This window comes from Bacteroides sp. 4_1_36 (assembly GCF_003466325.1).
In the GTDB taxonomy this organism is placed as follows: domain Bacteria; phylum Bacteroidota; class Bacteroidia; order Bacteroidales; family Bacteroidaceae; genus Bacteroides; species Bacteroides uniformis.
Genome location: NZ_QSOX01000005.1, coordinates 185192 through 204620, shown reverse-complemented (window position 1 = coordinate 204620; position 19429 = coordinate 185192). Strand labels below are relative to the sequence as shown.

Here is a 19429-nt window from a genome sequence, read left to right as displayed (position 1 = left end):
ATTTGCAACCGTTATCAACTATGATACACTAACCTTTTTAAATAATAACTAATATGAAACCAACTTTATTCTTATTGGCAGCCGGTATGGGCAGCCGTTATGGTGGCTTGAAACAATTGGACGGATTGGGACCGAATGGCGAAACTATCATGGATTATTCTATTTACGATGCCATCAATGCCGGTTTTGGCAAGCTCGTTTTCGTAATCCGTAAAGATTTTGAACAGGACTTCCGCGACAAGATTATTTCCAAATACGAAGGCCATATTCCCTGCGAACTGGTATTCCAGTCCATAGATGACCTTCCTGAAGGCTTCACCTGCCCCGAAGGCCGTACCAAACCTTGGGGAACCAACCATGCTGTAATGATGGGTGCCGATGTAATAAAGGAACCGTTTGCTGTTATCAATTGCGACGATTTCTACGGTCGTGACTCCTTCCAGGTAATGGGCAAATTCCTTGCAGCCCTTCCCGAAGGCTCCAAAAACGTATATTCCATGGTAGGCTTCCGCATCGGCAATACGTTGAGCGAGAGCGGTACCGTATCCCGTGGTTTGTGCGGAACGGATGCAAACAACTTGTTGACTTCTGTAGTAGAGCGTACCAAGATTCAGCGTATGGACGGCGAGGTGAAGTACATCGATGATAACGGTGAATGGACTGCCACTCCCGAGACGACTCCGGTCAGCATGAACTTCTGGGGCTTTACTCCCGATTACTTTGCTTACAGTGCAGAGTTTTTCAAGAGCTTCCTGAGCGACCCGAAGAATATGGAGAATCTGAAAAGCGAATTCTTCATCCCGCTGATGGTGGATAAGCTGATTAACAATGGCACTGCTACCTGCGAAGTGCTCGATACAACCAGCAAGTGGTTCGGTGTGACTTATCCCGAAGACCGTCAGAGTGTAGTCGACAAGATTCAGGCTTTGGTGGATGCGGGCGAGTATCCTGCGAAGCTGTTCTAAAGTAAGACGGAAGGATAACTTGATTCGCATTAATTTATTTGGGTAAAAGAACAAAAGGACAAATATGGGGAAGGCGTTTGCCAGAGCTATATTTGTTCTTCTGTTTTCTGTTCACGAGGTGTCTGGTGCAAGCATACTGAAATGTTGGAACAGAACCCTGCATTGGGCTCACCGATATTGGAACCTTTGAAATCAGATTACTCCAAGTATGTCCGGAACAGCGTAGGGAATTGGTTAAATGATGCAAGTAAGACGCAATCCGGATTTGTAAGGAAGCTTTGCAGGCGTTGGGAAAGTGAAACGAAAGAGACCAAGTATATCGTTAAGAAAGCGCTGAGGACTGTCGGTAAATGAGTGTCTGTTCCAAGGTATGGGGTGAGTTTTGGGCTTACTGAATCGATGTGCGGGAAAAAGGGCATTATATCCTCAAACATAAATCGTTATAACCAAGTGATGAAACAATTAATTGCATGTTGCGGGTTGGATTGCGAAAATTGCGCCGCCCGTATAGCCACTGTCAATAATGACGATGAGCTGAGAGAGAAAACTGCCAAAGAGTGGAGTGTGCTGAACAATACGCCGGAAATTACGCCGGAAACCATCCATTGTATGGGGTGCCGTGCAGACGGGGTGAAGTTTGCCTATTGCAGCGATTATTGTGCTATCCGCAAATGTGTGTACGAAAAAGGTTTCAATACTTGTGGCGACTGTAAGGAACTGGATACTTGCCAGGTGGTAGGTGCGGTTCTTCAGCATGCGCCCGGTGCAAGGGAAAATCTTTATTAACCGTAAAATCTTTGATTAAATAAAATATTGCGTATCTTTGCAGTATGACAAAGACATTTAAATCGGATTTGGTTTTGTAAACAATCTGTGTTCCCTGCACAGATTGTCCCCCCTTCGTTTACTCTCGGATAACTTCTTTCGAGAGTGTTTTTTTATTGTTATAATTCAAGTTTAATCCGCATATTATGCTGAAGGTATTGTGATACTTTCCGTATATGCAAAATATAGTAAGAAAATGAGTAACGAAAATAAAACTATCCACGATTTCGAACTTAATTTAATCTGTGACTTTTTCTCCAATATGGAACGACAAGGCCCTGGCAGTCCTGAAGCGACGTTGAAGGCATTGAGCTTTGTAGACGGTCTTACCGATGAATCCTTTATTGCCGATATCGGCTGTGGAACGGGTGGCCAGACAATGGTAGTAGCTGGCCATGTGCCGGGGCGGATTACAGGAATTGACCTTTTTCCCGGCTTTATTGATATCTTCAACCGTAATGCAAGGCAGTTAGGCTTGCAGGACAGAGTAAAAGGAATTGTCGGTTCAATGGATGCCCTTCCTTTCGGTGAGGAGGAGCTGGATATGATTTGGTGTGAAGGTGCTATCTATAACATTGGCTTTGAACGTGGCTTGAAGGAGTGGCGTAAGTATCTGAAACCGGGAGGGTATATTGCCGTCTCCGAGAGTTCATGGTTTACGGACGAACGCCCTGCGGAAATCAATGACTTCTGGATGGACGCTTACTCTGAAATGGATACACTTCCCAATCAGGTGACCAAGTTGTACAAGGCGGGTTATCTCCCCGTTGCTACATTCATTCTGCCGGAGAATTGCTGGACAGAGCATTACTTTGCTTCAAAGGTTGCGGCCCAGGAGATTTTCCGTAAGAAATATGCCGGTAATAAAATTGCCGAAGAGTTCAGCTCACTCCAAATGATTGAGGATGAACTATACGGCAAATATAAGGAATTCTACGGTTATGTGTTTTTTATTGCTAAGAAGGTAGATTGATGGCAGACTTCTCTTATTGAGGAATGCGGGTATTCTCATGGCAGAATATCCGCATTTTGTGTTTTGAGTGGATTTTATTGTTTTGAGGATGTGCGGAACTTCTGAGGAGGTATTCCCGTATGACGTTTAAAGAATTTGTTGAAGAAGGCCGCATTATTAAAACCTAGACTCACGGCTATATCCTTTATCGGAGTGTTGGCGGTACAAAGTTGTGCTTTGGCATCCATGATGATAGTATTGTTGATGATTTCCATGGCTGTATGTCCTGATTCCTTTTTGACAAGGCGGCAAAGAGCTGCCGGTCTCATATTCATTTTCAATGCATAATAGGACACTTGATGCTCCCGGACATAGTCTGTGTGTACCAATCGGATAAAAATGCGGTATTGGTTGAAATGCCTGCTGCCCGGAGTCTCTTTTATTCTAGGGCGTTCCGGACAGAGTTCGGATATACCTTGTAACAGATAGGTCAGTAGAGTTTGCAATGAAACTAGACTTGAGGGGCTTTCTGTTCTTTGGTAGAGGTGTGACAAATAGGTCATGAACTCGGCATAAAGCTGGAAGTCCGTTTTCGATAGAGGAAAAATATAGTGTTTGCCTATAATGTGAAACTTATCCATCATGACCTTGCCGGCCCCTGAACTCTGGATAAGTTGTTGGGAAAATATGACGACATATATTTCAGCATCGTCTGACGTGTGTAGCAATTGTACGAAGGTCTCGGGAGGAATAACTAGGAGGGTGTTAGCTTCAACCCTGAATTGAGTATGGTTTATGATGGTTTTCAGAACTCCTTTGGTGCATAGAGCGAAGATACTGGCCTTGGTGTGGTATGGCTTTTCCACTAGCGGATTCAGTTCATTGGTTGTGATATGATTGCAGGCAATGAACTCGGCATTTATATTGAATTCGGATATATTCATGTTGGAGATTTTAAGACACAAAAATGGGGGATAATAATGTATAAATGACAGAGATAACAGTTAAAATCAATATTACGCTCAATTTGTCTCTGTTAAATAAGGTAAAGTTGTGAATAATAGAATATATACATGCTAAAACGGAATATTGATTTATAAGGGTTTGTTTGTGGCATAAGCATTTTAGCCCGAACTTTGCTCCTTGTATGATAAAACAATTCTGATGAATCCGAATGTTCCTCAAGAAGTACGTATAATAAATGCCATCTCCGAGCAGTTGTTCAACTCATGGCCCGTCAGCATTATTATGATTGATTTGGAAGATTGTATCTGGCGTCTGAATCAGCAGGTGATGAATGAACTCCATTTGAATGAGTATGTGATAGGGCGGCGTATCACTGACTTATTGGAAGTGGTATGTGATAAAAAGAATGTGTTAGAAGACCTTTTGCTGCAACTTCGGGAGAGGGATGTGCGGATTATTCCCTTAGATATCAATTGCTTTATACGTGAATTGAAGAGTGGTATCAGTTTTCTGATACAAGGTGCTATGGTGGGAATTCATGAAGATGGACAATTGGTGAGGATTGTACTCTATTTCAGGAATGTGTTGGAAGAACGGACACAGAAGCATTTGCTGAATATTGCGCTGAGCCGCACCCAGATATTTCAATGGTCTTTCGACATGGAACATAATCTGATGATTATAGAACCGCGTTATTTTGAATATTTGGGGATTCCTACGCGTGACTATACGCTGACGCCTGAGGAATTCGCATTTCTGATTCATCCGGACGACCGGAAGGGAGTGTTTGATGCTTTGGCTTTACAGTTGCATGGTAATTTGTACGAACGCCCAGTGGAATACCGTCTACGGAGGGGAGACGGCAAGTGGGAGTGGTTTGAGGCGCAATCTACCTATGTGGGGCAATTGACGGATTTGCCGTTCCGTATCATCGGTATTTGCATGAGTACGCAGAAATACAAGGATACGGAGAATAAATTGAACGAGGCTTTGCAGAAAGCGCAACGTAGCGATGAGTTGAAGAGCGTATTTCTTGCTAATATGAGCCACGAGATACGTACGCCACTAAATGCCATTGTGGGCTTCTCTACACTACTGGCTTGTGGGGATGCCGACTTGTCGCGGCAGGAGATTATGGAATTTACGTCTTTGATTGAAAAGAACAGCCAGTTGTTAATGGTGTTGATTTCAGATATTCTGGATTTGTCCAAGATAGAATCGAACACGATGGAATTCCATTTTGAGAAGGTTTCTTTAAATGGCATATTGGAAAGCATTTACAGTGCGCAGAAGATGAATCTTCGGAAAGGAGTGGAGTTACTGCTAGACCTTCCGGACCGGGCGGCAGTTATCTATACAGATCCTACGCGTTTGGGGCAAGTTGTCAACAATCTTATCAATAATGCGGTGAAGTTCACTGCTGAAGGACGCATAACCATAGGGTATAGGCTGAAGGACTTTGCTACATTGGAAGTCTTTGTGGAAGATACGGGAACTGGCATGTCGGAAGAGGTTCTGGCGCACATTTTTGAACGTTTCTATAAGGGAGATGCTTTTGTGCAGGGCACGGGATTGGGATTGGCCATTTGCAGGACTATCGTTGAAAGGTTTCATGGAAAAATAGAAGTGGCTTCAACTCTTGGCAAGGGGAGCCGCTTTGCAATTGTCCTTCCGCAGGAAATGCGGGAGTAGTGTTCTCTTTCTTGGATATTTGATGTAATTATGTGAGCGTATGATATTGTATAACGTTGAAAATCGCTACCTTTGCAGTCTTGAACGATAAATTCATTGACACTATGATATCTGTAGAAGGACTGAAGGTAGAATTTAATGCCACTCCTCTGTTCGAAGACGTCTCTTATGTTATCAATAAGAAAGACCGTATAGCTCTTGTCGGCAAGAATGGTGCCGGTAAGTCCACCATGCTCAAGATATTGGCTGGCATTCAGCAGCCCACTGCCGGCATTGTTGCCGTTCCTCGCGAATGTACTATCGGGTATTTGCCCCAAGTGATGATACTCAGTGACAAGCGCACCGTAATGCAGGAGGCTGAACTTGCCTTCGAGCATATTTTTGAGATGCAGGCGGGCATCGAACGCATGAATCGGCAACTTGCCGAACGTACCGATTACGACAGCGAGGATTACCAGAAACTGATTGACCGCTTCACTCACGAAAACGAACGTTTTCTGATGATGGGCGGCACCAACTACCGTGCCGAAATAGAGCGCACGCTCCAAGGGCTGGGCTTCAGCCGCGAGGACTTTGACCGCTCTACAAGCGAGTTTTCCGGTGGTTGGCGTATGCGTATAGAGCTTGCCAAGCTGTTGCTTCGCCGTCCGGATGTGTTGCTGCTCGACGAGCCTACCAACCACCTTGACATCGAGAGTATCCAGTGGTTGGAGAACTTCCTTTCCACCCGTGCCAATGCGGTGGTGCTTGTCAGCCACGACCGCGCCTTTTTGAACAATGTCACTACGCGTACCATCGAAATAACTTGTGGACGCATTTACGACTATAAAGTGAAATACGATGAGTTCGTGGTGCTTCGCAAGGAGCGCCGGGAGCAGCAACTACGTGCTTACGAGAATCAGCAGAAGCAGATACAAGATACGGAAGATTTCATCGAACGTTTCCGGTACAAAGCTACCAAGGCTGTGCAAGTGCAGAGCCGCATCAAGCAGCTCGAAAAGATAGAGCGCATCGAAGTGGATGAGGAAGACAACTCCTCTTTGCGCCTGAAGTTTGTTTGCAGTAGCCGTAGCGGTAATTATCCCGTTATCTGCGAGGATATGGAGAAATCCTACGGTGGGCACGTTGTTTTCCACGATGTGAATTTGACTATCAACCGAGGAGAGAAGGTTGCTTTTGTCGGTAAGAACGGCGAAGGTAAGTCTACGCTTGTAAAGTGTATTATGGGTGAGATTACGGATTATACCGGTAAGCTTACACTGGGACATAATGTGCAGATTGGATATTTTGCCCAGAACCAGGCACAGCTTTTGGATGAGAGCCTGACTGTATTCGATACGATTGACCGCGTGGCCGTAGGGGATATCCGCCTCAAAATCCGTGATATTCTAGGTGCTTTCATGTTCGGCGGTGAGGCTTCGGATAAAAAGGTGAAGGTGCTCAGCGGTGGAGAGCGTACCCGGCTTGCCATGATAAAACTGCTGTTGGAGCCGGTGAATTTCCTGATTCTCGACGAACCTACGAATCATCTTGACATGCGTTCCAAAGATGTGTTGAAGGAGGCTATCCGCGATTTTGACGGAACGGTGATAATAGTCAGCCATGACCGTGATTTTCTGGACGGACTTGCGACTAAAGTGTACGAGTTTGGTGGCGGACTGGTGAAGGAACATCTGGGAGGAATTTATGATTTCCTGCAAAAGAAGCAGATAGAGAGCCTGAATGAGTTACAGAAATCCCCTTCACTTTCCGCTTCGCCCACTGCCGGTAAGGCGGCATCGGGAAATGCTGGTGCAGAACCGGTTCAACCCTCGGCAGCCAAACTCTCTTATGAGGAGCAGAAGGAGCTTAATAAGAAGCTCAAGAAACTGGAACGTCGCGTTACCGATTGTGAAGCGGAGATAGAGCAGACGGAGGCTGCCATTGCCATTCTTGAGGCCAGGATGGCCACACCGGAAGGTGCTTCGGACATGTCGCTTTATGAGCAGCACCAAAAACTGAAAGAGCAGCTTGACCGCGTGATGGAAGAGTGGGACGCGGCTACTGTAGAGTTGGAGAATCACTAACTATTATATTTTATATGTTTATGAAAGCAAATCATTTGTTACCCATTGCAGCATTCTGTCTGATGACGGCTTCCTGCAACACCGGCAAGCAGCAGGCTGAACTTACAGCAGGCATCCAGCTCGCCAATCTTGACACAACGGCTCTACCCGGAACTGACTTTTACCAATACGCATGTGGCGGTTGGATGAAGAACAATCCGATTCCTGCTGAATACTCACAGTACGGTTCTTTTACTATCCTTGCAGAAAACAACCGCAAGCAGATTCAAGGACTGATTGAAGAGCTTGCCGCCACCCAGCACGAAGTCGGCAGCGTGGCACAAAAAATCGGTGACTTGTACAAAATCGTAATGGACAGCGTGAAGCTGAACAAGGACGGTGTAGCCCCCATCAAGGCTGAACTCGACCAGCTGGCTGCTTTGAAGGACAAGAAGGAGCTTTATGCCTTGCTGGGCGATATGCAGAAGAAGGGTATCATCGCCTACAACGTGCTGTATGTTGGCGCTGACGAAATGAACAGTAGCATGAATGCTGTACAGACCTATCAGACCGGGCTGAGCATGGGCGAACGTGAATACTATCTGGAGAATGATGAGGCTACTGCCAAAATTCGTGATGCTTTCCGTACACATGTACAGAAGATGTATCAGTTGGCTGGTTTCGACGAGGCTACTGCCAAGAAAGGTATGGAGGTGGTGATGGATGTGGAAACACGTCTTGCCAAGGCTTTCCGCTCTCGTACGGAGTTGCGTGACCCGCATGCCAATTATAACAAGATGAGCATGGAAGAGTTGAAGAAGAATTATCCTACTTTCGATTGGGATGCTTATTTGTCTGCCATGGGCTTGAAGGATGTGAAGGAAATCATCGTAGGCCAGCCCGCTTCACTGAAAGCTGCTGCCGATATTCTGGATACGCTGCCCATTGAACAGCAGAGCCTTTATCTGCAATGGAAATTGATTGATTCTGCCGCAAGCTTGTTGAACGATGCTATGGCAGAACAGAACTTCGACTTCTACAGCCGCACCATGAGCGGTACACAAGAAATGCAGCCCCGCTGGAAGAGAGCGGTAAGCACTGTAAGCGGCGCGCTGGGCGAAGCTGTAGGTCAGATGTACGTGGAGAAATATTTCCCTGCTGCTGCCAAGGAGCGTATGGTGACTTTGGTGAAGAACTTGCAGGAAAGCCTGGGCGAACGTATCCAGAATCTTGCTTGGATGGGTGATTCCACTAAGGTGAAAGCTCTGGAGAAACTGGCTACCTTCCATGTGAAGATTGGTTATCCCGACACTTGGAAAGACTACTCCACACTGGAAATCAAAAACGACTCTTACTGGGCAAACATGGAACGTGCCAACGAGTGGAGCCATGCCGAAATGATAGCCAAGGCCGGCAAGCCGGTGGATAAGGACGAATGGCTGATGACTCCGCAGACCGTCAACGCTTACTATAACCCGACTACGAACGAAATCTGTTTCCCCGCCGGTATCCTGCAATATCCTTTCTTCGATATGAATGCGGATGATGCCTTCAACTATGGTGCCATCGGTGTGGTAATCGGTCATGAGATGACTCACGGATTCGACGACCAGGGTCGCCAGTACGACAAGGACGGTAACCTGAAAGACTGGTGGACTGCTGAAGATGCCAAGAACTTTGACGAGCGTGCTCAGGTGATGGTGAACTTCTTCGATAGCATCGAGGTTGCTCCGGGCGTATATGCCAACGGACGCATGACATTGGGTGAGAATATTGCCGACCACGGTGGTCTGCAGGTTTCTTATCAGGCATTCAAGAAAGCTACGGCTGCCAATCCGCTGCCGGTGCTGGATGGTCTTACTCCCGAACAACGTTTCTTCCTGGCATACGCAGGTGTATGGGCCAATGATATCCGTCCCGAAGAAGTGTTGAACCGCACGAAGAGTGATGTGCACTCATTGGGCGAATGGCGCGTAAACGGTGCATTGCCGCAAATCGGTGCTTGGTATGAGGCATTCAACGTGACAGAAAAAGACCCGATGTTCTTGCCGGTAGAAAAACGTGTATCTATTTGGTAAACCAACAAAATAACCCTTAAAAAAAGGCGGCAGACTGGAAACAGATGCCGCCTTTTTTAATTATACCTAATTTATTGTGTATGAATGTATGTATGAATAAACAAAATTTGTAACTTTGCGCATCAAATACTAATATACGCATACTTTAATACGCAAATCCATGTCTGAAACAAAAAGAATCAAAACAGCTCTGGTATCTGTTTACCATAAGGAAGGTTTGGACGAAATCATTACCAAACTGCATGAAGAAGGTGTAGAGTTCCTCTCAACCGGTGGAACCCGTCAGTTTATAGAATCCCTGGGTTATCCCTGCAAGGCAGTGGAAGACCTCACTACATACCCTTCCATCCTGGGCGGACGCGTGAAGACTTTGCATCCGAAGGTTTTTGGAGGTATTCTTTGCCGCCGCGGATTGGAGCAAGACATGCAACAGATTGAAAAATATGAAATCCCCGAAATAGACCTCGTCATTGTTGACCTCTATCCGTTTGAGGCTACCGTTGCCAGTGGTGCCGAAGAACCTGCCATCATCGAAAAGATTGACATAGGCGGTATCTCTCTGATTCGTGCCGCAGCCAAGAACTATAACGACGTGGTTATCATCGCTTCGCAAGCACAATATCAGCCGTTCCGCGACATGCTGATGGAACACGGAGCCACTACTACCATCGAAGAACGCCGTTGGTTTGCCAAAGAGGCTTTCGGAGTGTCTTCACACTATGATTCTGCCATCTTCAACTATTTCGATGGCGAGGAAGGTTCCGCTTTCCGTTGTTCTGCCAACAGCCAGAAGACTTTACGCTATGGCGAGAATCCGCATCAGAAAGGTTATTTCTATGGCAATATTGATGCTATGTTCGACCAGATTCACGGTAAGGAAATCTCTTATAACAACCTGCTCGACATCAATGCTGCCGTTGACTTGATTGACGAATTCAAGGATACGACTTTCGCTATCCTGAAGCATAATAATGCTTGTGGACTGGCTTCACGTCCCACTGTGCTCGAAGCATGGAACGATGCGCTTGCCGGTGACCCGGTATCCGCTTTTGGTGGTGTGCTCATCACTAATGCCGTGATTGACAAGGCTGCTGCCGAAGAAATCAATAAAATTTTCTTTGAGGTGATTATCGCTCCCGATTATGATGTGGATGCGTTGGAAATCCTCGGTCAGAAGAAGAACCGTATTATCCTGGTCCGCAAGCCGGCAGCTCTGCCTAAGAAGCAGTTCCGCTCTTTGCTGAATGGCGTATTGGTTCAGGACCGCGACCTTAAGGTGGAAACTCCTGAAGAATTGAAGACTGTAACTACGAAGGCTCCCACTGCACAGGAAATTGAGGATATGCTCTTTGCAAACAAGATTGTGAAGAACAGTAAGTCGAATGCCATTGTGCTGGCAAAAGGAAAGCAGTTGTTGGCAAGTGGTGTAGGTCAGACCAGCCGTGTGGATGCTTTGAAGCAGGCTATCGAGAAAGCCAAAAACTTCGGTTTCGACTTGAATGGCGCTGTAATGGCAAGTGACGCATTCTTCCCTTTCCCCGACTGCGTGGAAATTGCCGGCAATGAAGGCGTAACAGCCGTCATCCAGCCGGGTGGAAGTATCAAGGATGAACTCTCGTTTGAATATTGCAACGAGCATGGCATTGCCATGGTAACTACTGGGTTCCGTCACTTTAAACACTAAGGTCATTTACTATTTGACGATTTACTATTTACTATTTGCCGGGAGGCGTCATTGTAGGTGGGGGTCGTCAGATAGCAGATCTGCCAAATAGTAAATAGTAAATCATTTAATAGTAAATCAATAGATGGGATTATTCTCCTTTACACAAGAAATAGCGATGGACCTTGGCACAGCCAATACCATCATCACCACGAATGGCAAGATTGTGGTGGATGAGCCTTCGGTGGTGGCTTTGGACCGTCGTACCGATAAGATGATTGCCGTGGGTGACAAGGCAAAGATGATGCACGAAAAGACCCACGAAAACATACGTACCATCCGTCCGTTGCGCGACGGTGTGATTGCCGACTTCTATGCCTGCGAGCAGATGATACGCGGACTTATCAAGATGGTGAACAACCGTAACCGTCTCTTCTCTCCGTCACTCCGCATGGTAATCGGGGTTCCTTCGGGCAGTACCGAAGTGGAGCTGCGTGCCGTGCGCGACTCTGCCGAGCATGCCGGCGGGCGCGACGTTTATTTGATTTTCGAGCCGATGGCTGCTGCCATCGGTATCGGTATCGATGTAGAGGCTCCCGAAGGCAACATGATTGTTGACATAGGTGGTGGTTCTACGGAAATTGCCGTTATCTCTTTGGGAGGTATCGTAAGTAACAACTCCATCCGCATTGCCGGTGACGACTTGACTGCCGATATTCAGGAATACATGAGCCGCCAGCACAACGTGAAGGTCAGCGAGCGTATGGCTGAGCGTATTAAGATTAATGTGGGTGCTGCCTTGACGGAACTCGGTGAGGATGCTCCTGAAGACTATATCGTTCATGGTCCGAACCGCATCACGGCATTGCCCATGGAAGTGCCGGTATGCTATCAGGAAGTGGCGCATTGCTTGGAGAAGTCTATCTCTAAGATTGAGACAGCCATCTTGAGCGCATTGGAAAATACGCCTCCCGAATTGTATGCCGACATCGTTCACAACGGTATCTATCTTGCCGGTGGCGGTGCATTGCTTCGTGGACTGGATAAGCGTCTGACTGATAAAATAAACATACCGTTCCACATTGCGGAAGACCCCTTGCATGCCGTTGCCAAAGGTACGGGCGTGGCATTGAAGAACGTTGACCGCTTCTCATTCTTGATGCGGTAATGCGAAATTTATTAAACTTTCTCATTAAATATAATTACTGGTTCCTCTTTCTTCTGTTAGAGGTTGCCAGTTTTATTTTATTATTTCGCTTTAATCATTACCAGCAGAGTGTGTATTTCACCTCTGCCAATGGCGTGGCGGGGAAGGTTTATGAAATATCGGGTGGCATCACTTCCTATTTCCACTTGAAGACGGCCAACGAAGACCTGCTCGACCGCAACATGTGGCTGGAGCAGCGGCTTTCGTTTCTGGAAAATGTCTTGAAGGAGAAAGGATTGGACTCCGCCAGGTTGTACAGCATGGAACGGCTTGCTCCTACGGAGTATCAGATATTCAAGGCGAATGTCATAAAGAACAGCTTGAACAAGGCTGACAATTATATCACTTTAGACCGTGGAACAACAGAAGGTATCCGTCCTGAGATGGGAGTTGTAGATGCCAATGGCGTGGTGGGTATTGTGTATAAGACCTCTCCCCATTACTCGTTGGTCATTCCGTTGCTGAACAGCAAGTCAAGCATCAGCTGTAAGATTGTGGGCAGTGATTATTTCGGTTATTTGAAGTGGGAGGGAGGTAATTCCCGTTTTGCCTATCTGAAGGATTTGCCCCGGCATGCCGAATTCAATCTGGGAGATACAGTAGTGACCAGCGGCTATTCCACCGTGTTTCCAGAAGGTGTCATGGTGGGGACGGTGGATGACATGTCTGACTCGCACGACGGGCTTTCGTATCTGTTGAAGATAAAGCTGGCTACGGACTTTGGAAAGGTGAGCAATGTGCGCGTCATTTCCCGCAACGGGCAGGATGAACAAAAGGCATTGGAGTCGAGGGCAGACGAGAAGTGACTAAGAAATTAGGGATTAGGGGTTAAGGATTAGGGATTAATCATCTTTATATCTTATAACTTATACACTCAATAACTTGTAACTCGTAACTTATAACTCATTAGCGTTGTTAATTAATTATCTGCATAAAATAGGATGGTTCATAGGTTTGGTACTGTTGCAGGTGCTGATATTGAACAATGTGCATATTGCAGGATATGCCACTCCATTTCTGTATATCTACTTGATACTGAAGTTTGAGTCGGACACTCCCCGCAATGCGTTGATGTTGTGGGCATTCTTTTTAGGGCTGGCTGTCGACGTCTTTTCCGACACACCGGGGATGAACGCTGCCGCTACGGTGTTGCTGGCTTTCTTGCGCCCCACTTTCCTGCGGCTGTTCGTGCCTCGTGACACGCTGGATACACTGGTTCCGGCCATCCGTACAATGGGGATTCTTCCTTTCCTGAAATATCTGGTTGTGAGTGTGCTGATACATCACGGCTTGTTGCTTACCCTCGAATTCTTCTCTTTTGCCCATATTGGTACGCTGTTGTTGAGAATTGTGGCAAGTACCCTGCTTACTGTGACCTGCATTATGGCTGTTGAGGGAATAAGAAAGAAAGGATAAAGGGATTAAGGATTAGGAATTGATGAAAGACTATACACTGGAAAAGCGGAAATATGTAATTGGAGCGGCGGCTATTGTCATCGTTCTTATTTACGTGTTCCGGCTGTTCGACCTGCAAATCATGACTGATGACTACAAGAAGAACGCGGACAGTAACGCTTTTCTGAACAAGATACAATATCCATCACGGGGGGCTATCTACGACCGTAACGGTAAGTTGCTCGTGTTTAACCAGCCTGCCTATGATATTACGTTTGTGCCTCGGGAGGTGACGCAGCTGGATACACTCGACCTTTGCAGTGCCTTGAACATTACCCGTGAGCAGTTTGACAAACGGATGAAGGACGTCAAGAACCGCTGGATGAACCCCGGTTATTCCAAATACACCCATCAGGTGTTCATGACGCAGCTTTCTGCCGAAGAGTGCGGTGTGTTTCAGGAGAAGCTGTTCAAATTTCCAGGTTTCTATATTCAGCGGCGTACTATCCGCCAATATACCTATAACTCTGCCGGCCATTTGCTGGGAGACATCGGCGAAGTGTCCAAGAAAGACATTGAGAACGATGACTATTATATTCGCGGAGACTATATAGGCAAGCAAGGCATCGAGAAATCCTATGAAAAGTATCTGCGTGGAGAGAAGGGGGTGGAGATTCTGCTTCGTGACGCTCACGGGCGCATCCAGGGACACTACATGGACGGACAGTTGGACCGTTCCTCCGTACCCGGCAAGAACCTGACACTAGGCATCGACATTGACCTCCAGATGTTGGGCGAACGGCTGCTTCAACACAAAATCGGTGCCATTGTGGCCATCGAACCGGCTACGGGTGAGATTCTGTGCATGGTTTCCTCGCCTACCTTTGACCCTCATCTGATGATAGGGCGCCAGCGGGGAAAGAACCACCGCCTGCTGCAGATGGACAAGCGGAAGCCTTTGTTGAACCGTGCCATCATGGGAGCTTATCCGCCGGGCTCCACCTTCAAGACGGCGCAGGCACTGACTTTCCTTCAGGAAGAGATTATCCACGAAGATTATCCGACTTTCCCTTGTGCGCATGGTTTCAATCATAAAGGCCTTCATGTGGGATGTCACGGACATGGTTCGCCTCTGTCGCTGATTCCTGCCATCGCTACCTCTTGTAATTCCTATTTCTGTTGGGGATTGTATCGCATGTTCGGTGATAAAAAATACGGTTCGCCGCAGAATGCCATTACCGTATGGAAAGACCACATGGTATCGCAGGGCTTCGGCTATCGGCTCGGTACCGACCTCCCCGGCGAACAGCGTGGACTGATACCGAATGCAAAGTTCTACGACAAGCCCTATCGGGGTTCGTGGAACGGTCTGACGGTGATTAGTATCTCCATCGGGCAGGGAGAGATTCTCGCCACCCCGTTGCAGATAGCCAATCTGGGTGCCACCATTGCCAACCGGGGGCATTTCATTACTCCGCACATCGTGAAGGAGATAGAAGACAATGAACTGGACAGCATCTATCGCAATCCCCGTTATCCCACCATCGACCGCGAATATTATGAAATGGTGGTGAAAGGCATGCGTGCCGCTGTAGACGGAAGTACGGGTAGCGCCACTTGCCGCATGGCGGGAGCCATCCTGCCGGGTGTGGAGGTCTGCGGAAAGACGGGCACGGCACAGAACCGCGGCAAGGACCATTCTGTCTTTATGGGCTTTGCCCCGATGGACAACCCTAAGATAGCCATTGCCGTCTATGTGGAGAACGGTGGTTTCGGTGCCACGTATGGCGTACCTATCGGTGCCATGATGATGGACCAGTATCTGCATGGAAAGCTGTCGCCCGAGAATGAGATACGGGCGGAAGAATTCAGTAACCGGGTGATACTTTACGGAGATGAGGAGAGATGATGATGAGGGGTTGGGGATTAAGGATTAGGGGGTAGGGATGAACGGTGAGTGACTTCAATAGTAAATAGTAAATCGTAAAATCGTAAATAAATTGGTGACAAGGAGAGATAGCATATGGAAATCATTGGACTGGGTGACGATTGTCGTTTACCTGCTGCTGATTGTATTCGGCTGGTTCAGTGTCTGTGGGGCGAGTTATGATTATGGTGACCGTGACTTTCTGGACTTCTCTACGCGTGCCGGCAAGCAGTTTGTCTGGATTATATGTTCCTTCGGGCTGGGGTTTGTGCTGCTGATGCTGGATGATTCCCTCTATGACATGTTCTCCTACCTTATATATATAGGGCTGATGCTGTTGCTGATTGTCACGATATTCATTGCGCCCGACACGAAAGGGTCGCGGTCGTGGCTCATCCTGGGGCCGGTCAGTTTGCAGCCGGCGGAGTTTGCCAAGTTTGCCACGGCGCTGGCGCTTGCCAAGTATATGAGCGCCTACTCGTTTACGATGAAGAATTGGAAAAGCTCCCTTATGTTGGCTTTCCTGATTCTCTTCCCCATGTTGCTGATTATCCTACAGCGGGAGACGGGTTCGGCATTGGTGTACTCTGCATTTTTCCTGATGCTTTATCGGGAGGGAATGCCGGGCGTGGTACTGTTCTCGGGTATATGTGCAGTGGCCTACTTTGTGGTGGGCATCCGTTTTGATGCGGTGATGATTGCCGATACACCGACGCCTATCGGGGAATTTGCCGTACTGCTGATGGTACTGCTCTTTGCCGGAGGTATGGTGTGGGTTTATAAAAAGCGTTGGGAACCCACACGGAATATTATCGGCGGTTCGCTGGGAGTGCTGCTCGTGGCTTATCTGATTTCGGAATACGTGGTACCCTTCAACTTGGTGTGGGTGCAGTGGGGGCTTTGTGCACTTGTTGTCGGGTATCTTGTCTTTCTTTCTTTAAGCGAGCGCCATTTATCTTATTTTCTGATTGGGCTGTTTGCTTTGGGTTCGATAGGTTTCCTCTACTCCAGCGACTACTTCTTCAATAAAGTGCTGGAGCCCCATCAACAGATACGTATCAAGGTGGTGCTCGGTATGGAAGAGGACCTTGCTGGTGCCGGCTATAACGTGAACCAGTCGAAGATAGCCATCGGCTCCGGGGGGCTGACCGGCAAAGGTTTCTTGAATGGTACGCAGACAAAGCTGAAGTATGTGCCGGAGCAAGATACGGACTTCATTTTTTGCACCGTGGGTGAGGAGGAAGGATTCGTAGGGTCTACGGCTGTACTGTTACTGTTCCTTATTCTTATTTTACGGCTGATTGTCGTGGCCGAGCGGCAGCAATCTCCCTTTGGCCGGGTGTATGGTTATTCTGTGCTTAGTATATTCTTGTTCCATCTATTCATCAATATAGGCATGGTGCTGGGGCTGACCCCCGTCATCGGTATCCCGTTGCCTTTCTTCAGTTACGGAGGTTCTTCTCTCTGGGGATTCACAATCCTGCTGTTTATCTTTCTGCGGATTGATGCGGGACGTAATCGTCGAATTTAGTTATGACCGTTTCCTTGTGGGACATACGAATGGACTTGATTATCATTACATTGCATTTACACATTGTTTACATCGTAATGTAACGGCCGTTACACCGCATTGTAACGTCCTTTACGCTGTATCGTAACGACTTTTACGCTATATTGTAACGCCCTTTACATGCTGGTGTAACGGTCGTTACATCCTGGCGTAAAAGACGTTACGCTATGAGGTAAGAGGGCAAGTTATGATACCCCGCCCGTTTCCGCTTCAAGGAGACGTGAGTGGGAGACTGAGGTGGTTGTTAGAAGAAGGTAATAAAGAACAATAGGGAGTTCCTATCTCTTCAGTTTGATGCCGATGTCATTGATTCCTTGCAGCCTTTCGTCCGGTAGCGTATAGGCCACTTTAAAGAGGTAGGTGCCGGGTTTGCCGATTCGAACGCTTCCTGCGGAGACGGCAGTCTGATAGAGACCTCCCCAGCCGTCACCTTTCCAGATTCCTTCTTTGTCCGCGAGGATTAGCTGTATGGTGTCCGTGGGTGACGGAATGGAATCTGCGGTGGTGTAGCAGATGGATAGAGGTAGATTCTGATAGGGGTAGTTGCTTCGGTTACGAACTTCCAAAGACAGTTTGTAGTAGGTCAGTGAGTCGGTGACCTTCACGTCGAAAGAGAGCGTGTCTTCGCGCAGCCAGCCTTCGGTGGGAAGGGATTGGAAGGAATGGTATACAGTCTGTTTGTCGCAAGCGCTCAGCAGGCTTGCGACAAACAGTAGTATGATACCTTTCAGGCAGAGATTCCTATTCTTGAGCTGGTTTGTCATTTTGGGCAGGTCTTTCACCTTGAGGTTTGGGCTTATTGTTACGGGGCGGACGACGGTTGTTATTGTTCCGTTGTTGACGTTCGCCTTGTTGCTGTTCACCTTGTTTGGGTGCTTGCCGGTCTTGTTTCTGTCTCGGTTGCCGGTCTTGCCTGGATTGTTCTCTCTGGTTGTTGGATTGCGGAGCACCCTGCTGCTCACCTCCTTGCGGACGACCGTTTCCACTCTTTTTCTTTCTCTTGTTACGGCTGTTGTTGCTGTTCTCGCCACCGTTGCCGTCACTGCCACTCTTGCCTTTCCGGTTGCGGTCAAAGCGAGTGAGACTCTCTTGTTCCAGCAAGTCCACCGGCTTTTTGGGTTCGGAACGATGGGTTTCTTCTATCAGGCTGTCGGGCTTGATGCCACGTCTGTTCAAACCGATAATCTCGAAGGCGCGTCTGCCGCTGATGGTCACCAGGTTGGCGGGGATGTTCTTGTCGCTTGAGTAGGTTATCTGGTTGCTCAGAATGTCGGCTTTGAAGAAGAAGAACTCACCGTCTTTGGTCTCTAAGGTAATCTCGCGTGAGGGCAGGCGTTTCTGTGCTTCCACGTAGCAGTCTACTTCGTAGTTGAGGCAGCACTTCAGTTTGGCGCATTGTCCGGCAAGCTTCTGCGGATTCAGTGAAATGTCCTGGAAGCGCGCCGCGCTGGTGGATACCGATACGAAGGAGGTCATCCAGGTGGCGCAGCACAGCTCGCGTCCGCAGGGACCGATACCGCCGATGCGTCCGGCTTCCTGGCGGGCACCAATCTGTTTCATCTCGATACGCACGCGGAAAGCGTCGGCAAGTATCTTGATGAGCTGGCGGAAGTCCACCCGTTCGTCGGCTATGTAGTAGAAGATGGCCTTGTTGCCGTCTCCCTGATATTCCACGTCTCCAATCTTCATGTTGAGGTTGAGGTCCAGGGCTATCTGACGCGAGCGTATCATGGTGGAGTGTTCACGGGCTTTTGCCTCGTTGTACTTCTCCATATCCACAGGCTTCGCCTTGCGGTAGATGCGTTTGATGTCTGCCTCAGACTTGATATTGGCTTTCTTCATTTGCAGCGGCACGAGACGTCCGGTCAGGGTCACCACACCGATATCATGTCCGGGGGTGGCTTCTACGGCTACGATGTCGCCTTTCTCCAGAGGTATCTTGTTGCTGTTGCGGAAATATCCCTTGCGGGTATTCTTGAACTGAACCTCTACCAGCTCGCTCTCATCGGCATTGCCCGGAATGTCTGCCAGCCAGTCGTAGGTGTTCAGTTGCTTGTCCTGCCTGCCGCAACTCTTGCAGCAGAGACCTCCGCTTCCGTTATGTAGTTTAAATTCCATCATCTATTTATTTACTATTTGACTAT

16 protein-coding genes are annotated in these 19429 nt (G+C 47.8%); 13 read left to right on the top strand and 3 right to left on the bottom strand.

The window, feature by feature from the left end; translation table 11 throughout:
- Positions 1–53: 53 nt before the first annotated feature.
- The 4 genes from DXD65_RS07655 to DXD65_RS07640 all read left to right on the top strand — a co-directional run bounded on the left by DXD65_RS07655 (position 54) and on the right by DXD65_RS07640 (position 2763).
- Entirely contained in the window at positions 54–965 is a 912-nt protein-coding gene (locus tag DXD65_RS07655; protein ID WP_005828584.1) for an NDP-sugar synthase, read from the top strand.
- A gap of 141 nt (positions 966–1106) precedes the next feature.
- A complete protein-coding gene (locus tag DXD65_RS21230) occupies positions 1107–1319 on the top strand; it encodes a hypothetical protein (RefSeq protein ID WP_009037263.1) in 213 nt (70 codons plus the stop codon).
- A gap of 99 nt (positions 1320–1418) precedes the next feature.
- Positions 1419–1751 (top strand): DUF3795 domain-containing protein, encoded by a 333-nt coding sequence (locus DXD65_RS07645; RefSeq protein ID WP_034528899.1) that lies wholly within the window; start codon positions 1419–1421, stop codon positions 1749–1751.
- A gap of 235 nt (positions 1752–1986) precedes the next feature.
- Positions 1987–2763 carry a class I SAM-dependent methyltransferase gene (locus DXD65_RS07640; RefSeq protein ID WP_034528898.1) on the top strand — a complete coding sequence of 259 codons (777 nt, stop codon included), beginning with the start codon at positions 1987–1989 and terminating at the stop codon, positions 2761–2763.
- Positions 2764–2837: 74 nt separating this feature from the next.
- On the opposite strand, the gene DXD65_RS07635 is transcribed toward DXD65_RS07640, so the two are convergent.
- The gene (locus DXD65_RS07635; RefSeq protein ID WP_005828555.1) at positions 2838–3686 is read right to left on the bottom strand and encodes a helix-turn-helix domain-containing protein; all 849 of its coding nucleotides are present in this window, start codon (positions 3684–3686) and stop codon (positions 2838–2840) included.
- A gap of 220 nt (positions 3687–3906) precedes the next feature.
- On the opposite strand from DXD65_RS07635, the gene DXD65_RS07630 reads away from it, so the two are divergent.
- The 9 genes from DXD65_RS07630 (at position 3907) to rodA (ending at position 17246) form a co-directional block, all read left to right on the top strand.
- Positions 3907–5400 (top strand): ATP-binding protein, encoded by a 1494-nt coding sequence (locus DXD65_RS07630; RefSeq protein ID WP_005828554.1) that lies wholly within the window; start codon positions 3907–3909, stop codon positions 5398–5400.
- A gap of 104 nt (positions 5401–5504) precedes the next feature.
- Complete coding sequence (locus tag DXD65_RS07625) at positions 5505–7466, top strand: ABC-F family ATP-binding cassette domain-containing protein (protein ID WP_117887497.1); 1962 nt, start codon at positions 5505–5507, stop codon at positions 7464–7466.
- A gap of 20 nt (positions 7467–7486) precedes the next feature.
- A complete protein-coding gene (locus tag DXD65_RS07620; protein WP_117588709.1) occupies positions 7487–9523 on the top strand; it encodes a M13 family metallopeptidase in 2037 nt (678 codons plus the stop codon).
- A gap of 160 nt (positions 9524–9683) precedes the next feature.
- Positions 9684–11207: a bifunctional phosphoribosylaminoimidazolecarboxamide formyltransferase/IMP cyclohydrolase gene (gene purH, locus DXD65_RS07615; protein ID WP_009037258.1), complete on the top strand. Its 1524-nt coding sequence runs from the start codon at positions 9684–9686 to the stop codon at positions 11205–11207.
- Positions 11208–11331: 124 nt separating this feature from the next.
- Positions 11332–12354 (top strand): rod shape-determining protein, encoded by a 1023-nt coding sequence (locus tag DXD65_RS07610; RefSeq protein ID WP_005828544.1) that lies wholly within the window; start codon positions 11332–11334, stop codon positions 12352–12354.
- Positions 12354–13199: a rod shape-determining protein MreC gene (gene mreC / locus DXD65_RS07605; protein WP_005828542.1), complete on the top strand. Its 846-nt coding sequence runs from the start codon at positions 12354–12356 to the stop codon at positions 13197–13199. The genes DXD65_RS07610 and mreC overlap by 1 nt, the downstream gene beginning before the upstream one ends.
- Positions 13200–13305: 106 nt before the next feature.
- The gene (gene mreD / locus DXD65_RS07600; protein WP_117887493.1) at positions 13306–13809 is read left to right on the top strand and encodes a rod shape-determining protein MreD; all 504 of its coding nucleotides are present in this window, start codon (positions 13306–13308) and stop codon (positions 13807–13809) included.
- A 19-nt stretch (positions 13810–13828) separates the two neighbouring features.
- Positions 13829–15697 (top strand): penicillin-binding protein 2, encoded by a 1869-nt coding sequence (gene mrdA / locus DXD65_RS07595; RefSeq protein WP_034523063.1) that lies wholly within the window; start codon positions 13829–13831, stop codon positions 15695–15697.
- 91 nt (positions 15698–15788) lie between these two features.
- Positions 15789–17246 (top strand): rod shape-determining protein RodA, encoded by a 1458-nt coding sequence (gene rodA / locus DXD65_RS07590; protein ID WP_009037257.1) that lies wholly within the window; start codon positions 15789–15791, stop codon positions 17244–17246.
- Positions 17247–17563: 317 nt separating this feature from the next.
- Here rodA and DXD65_RS07585 read toward each other — a convergent pair whose 3' ends face one another.
- Entirely contained in the window at positions 17564–18049 is a 486-nt protein-coding gene (locus tag DXD65_RS07585; RefSeq protein ID WP_005828535.1) for a gliding motility lipoprotein GldH, read from the bottom strand.
- Positions 18027–19403, bottom strand: a complete 1377-nt coding sequence (ricT, locus tag DXD65_RS07580) for a regulatory iron-sulfur-containing complex subunit RicT (protein WP_172679939.1) — start codon at positions 19401–19403, stop codon at positions 18027–18029. The genes DXD65_RS07585 and ricT overlap by 23 nt, the downstream gene beginning before the upstream one ends.
- Positions 19404–19429: the final 26 nt, after the last annotated feature.

What these genes read in the sequence shown, in the direction of transcription:
- DXD65_RS07655 (WP_005828584.1), top strand. Translation starts at nt 54, where the DNA reads ATGAAACCAACTTTATTCTTATTGGCAGCCGGTATGGGCAGCCGTTAT.
- DXD65_RS21230 (WP_009037263.1), top strand. Translation starts at nt 1,107, where the DNA reads ATGTTGGAACAGAACCCTGCATTGGGCTCACCGATATTGGAACCTTTG.
- DXD65_RS07645 (WP_034528899.1), top strand. Translation starts at nt 1,419, where the DNA reads ATGAAACAATTAATTGCATGTTGCGGGTTGGATTGCGAAAATTGCGCC.
- DXD65_RS07640 (WP_034528898.1), top strand. Translation starts at nt 1,987, where the DNA reads ATGAGTAACGAAAATAAAACTATCCACGATTTCGAACTTAATTTAATC.
- DXD65_RS07635 (WP_005828555.1), bottom strand. Translation starts at nt 3,686, where the DNA reads ATGAATATATCCGAATTCAATATAAATGCCGAGTTCATTGCCTGCAAT.
- DXD65_RS07630 (WP_005828554.1), top strand. Translation starts at nt 3,907, where the DNA reads ATGAATCCGAATGTTCCTCAAGAAGTACGTATAATAAATGCCATCTCC.
- DXD65_RS07625 (WP_117887497.1), top strand. Translation starts at nt 5,505, where the DNA reads ATGATATCTGTAGAAGGACTGAAGGTAGAATTTAATGCCACTCCTCTG.
- DXD65_RS07620 (WP_117588709.1), top strand. Translation starts at nt 7,487, where the DNA reads ATGAAAGCAAATCATTTGTTACCCATTGCAGCATTCTGTCTGATGACG.
- purH (WP_009037258.1), top strand. Translation starts at nt 9,684, where the DNA reads ATGTCTGAAACAAAAAGAATCAAAACAGCTCTGGTATCTGTTTACCAT.
- DXD65_RS07610 (WP_005828544.1), top strand. Translation starts at nt 11,332, where the DNA reads ATGGGATTATTCTCCTTTACACAAGAAATAGCGATGGACCTTGGCACA.
- mreC (WP_005828542.1), top strand. Translation starts at nt 12,354, where the DNA reads ATGCGAAATTTATTAAACTTTCTCATTAAATATAATTACTGGTTCCTC.
- DXD65_RS07585 (WP_005828535.1), bottom strand. Translation starts at nt 18,049, where the DNA reads ATGACAAACCAGCTCAAGAATAGGAATCTCTGCCTGAAAGGTATCATA.
- ricT (WP_172679939.1), bottom strand. Translation starts at nt 19,403, where the DNA reads ATGGAATTTAAACTACATAACGGAAGCGGAGGTCTCTGCTGCAAGAGT.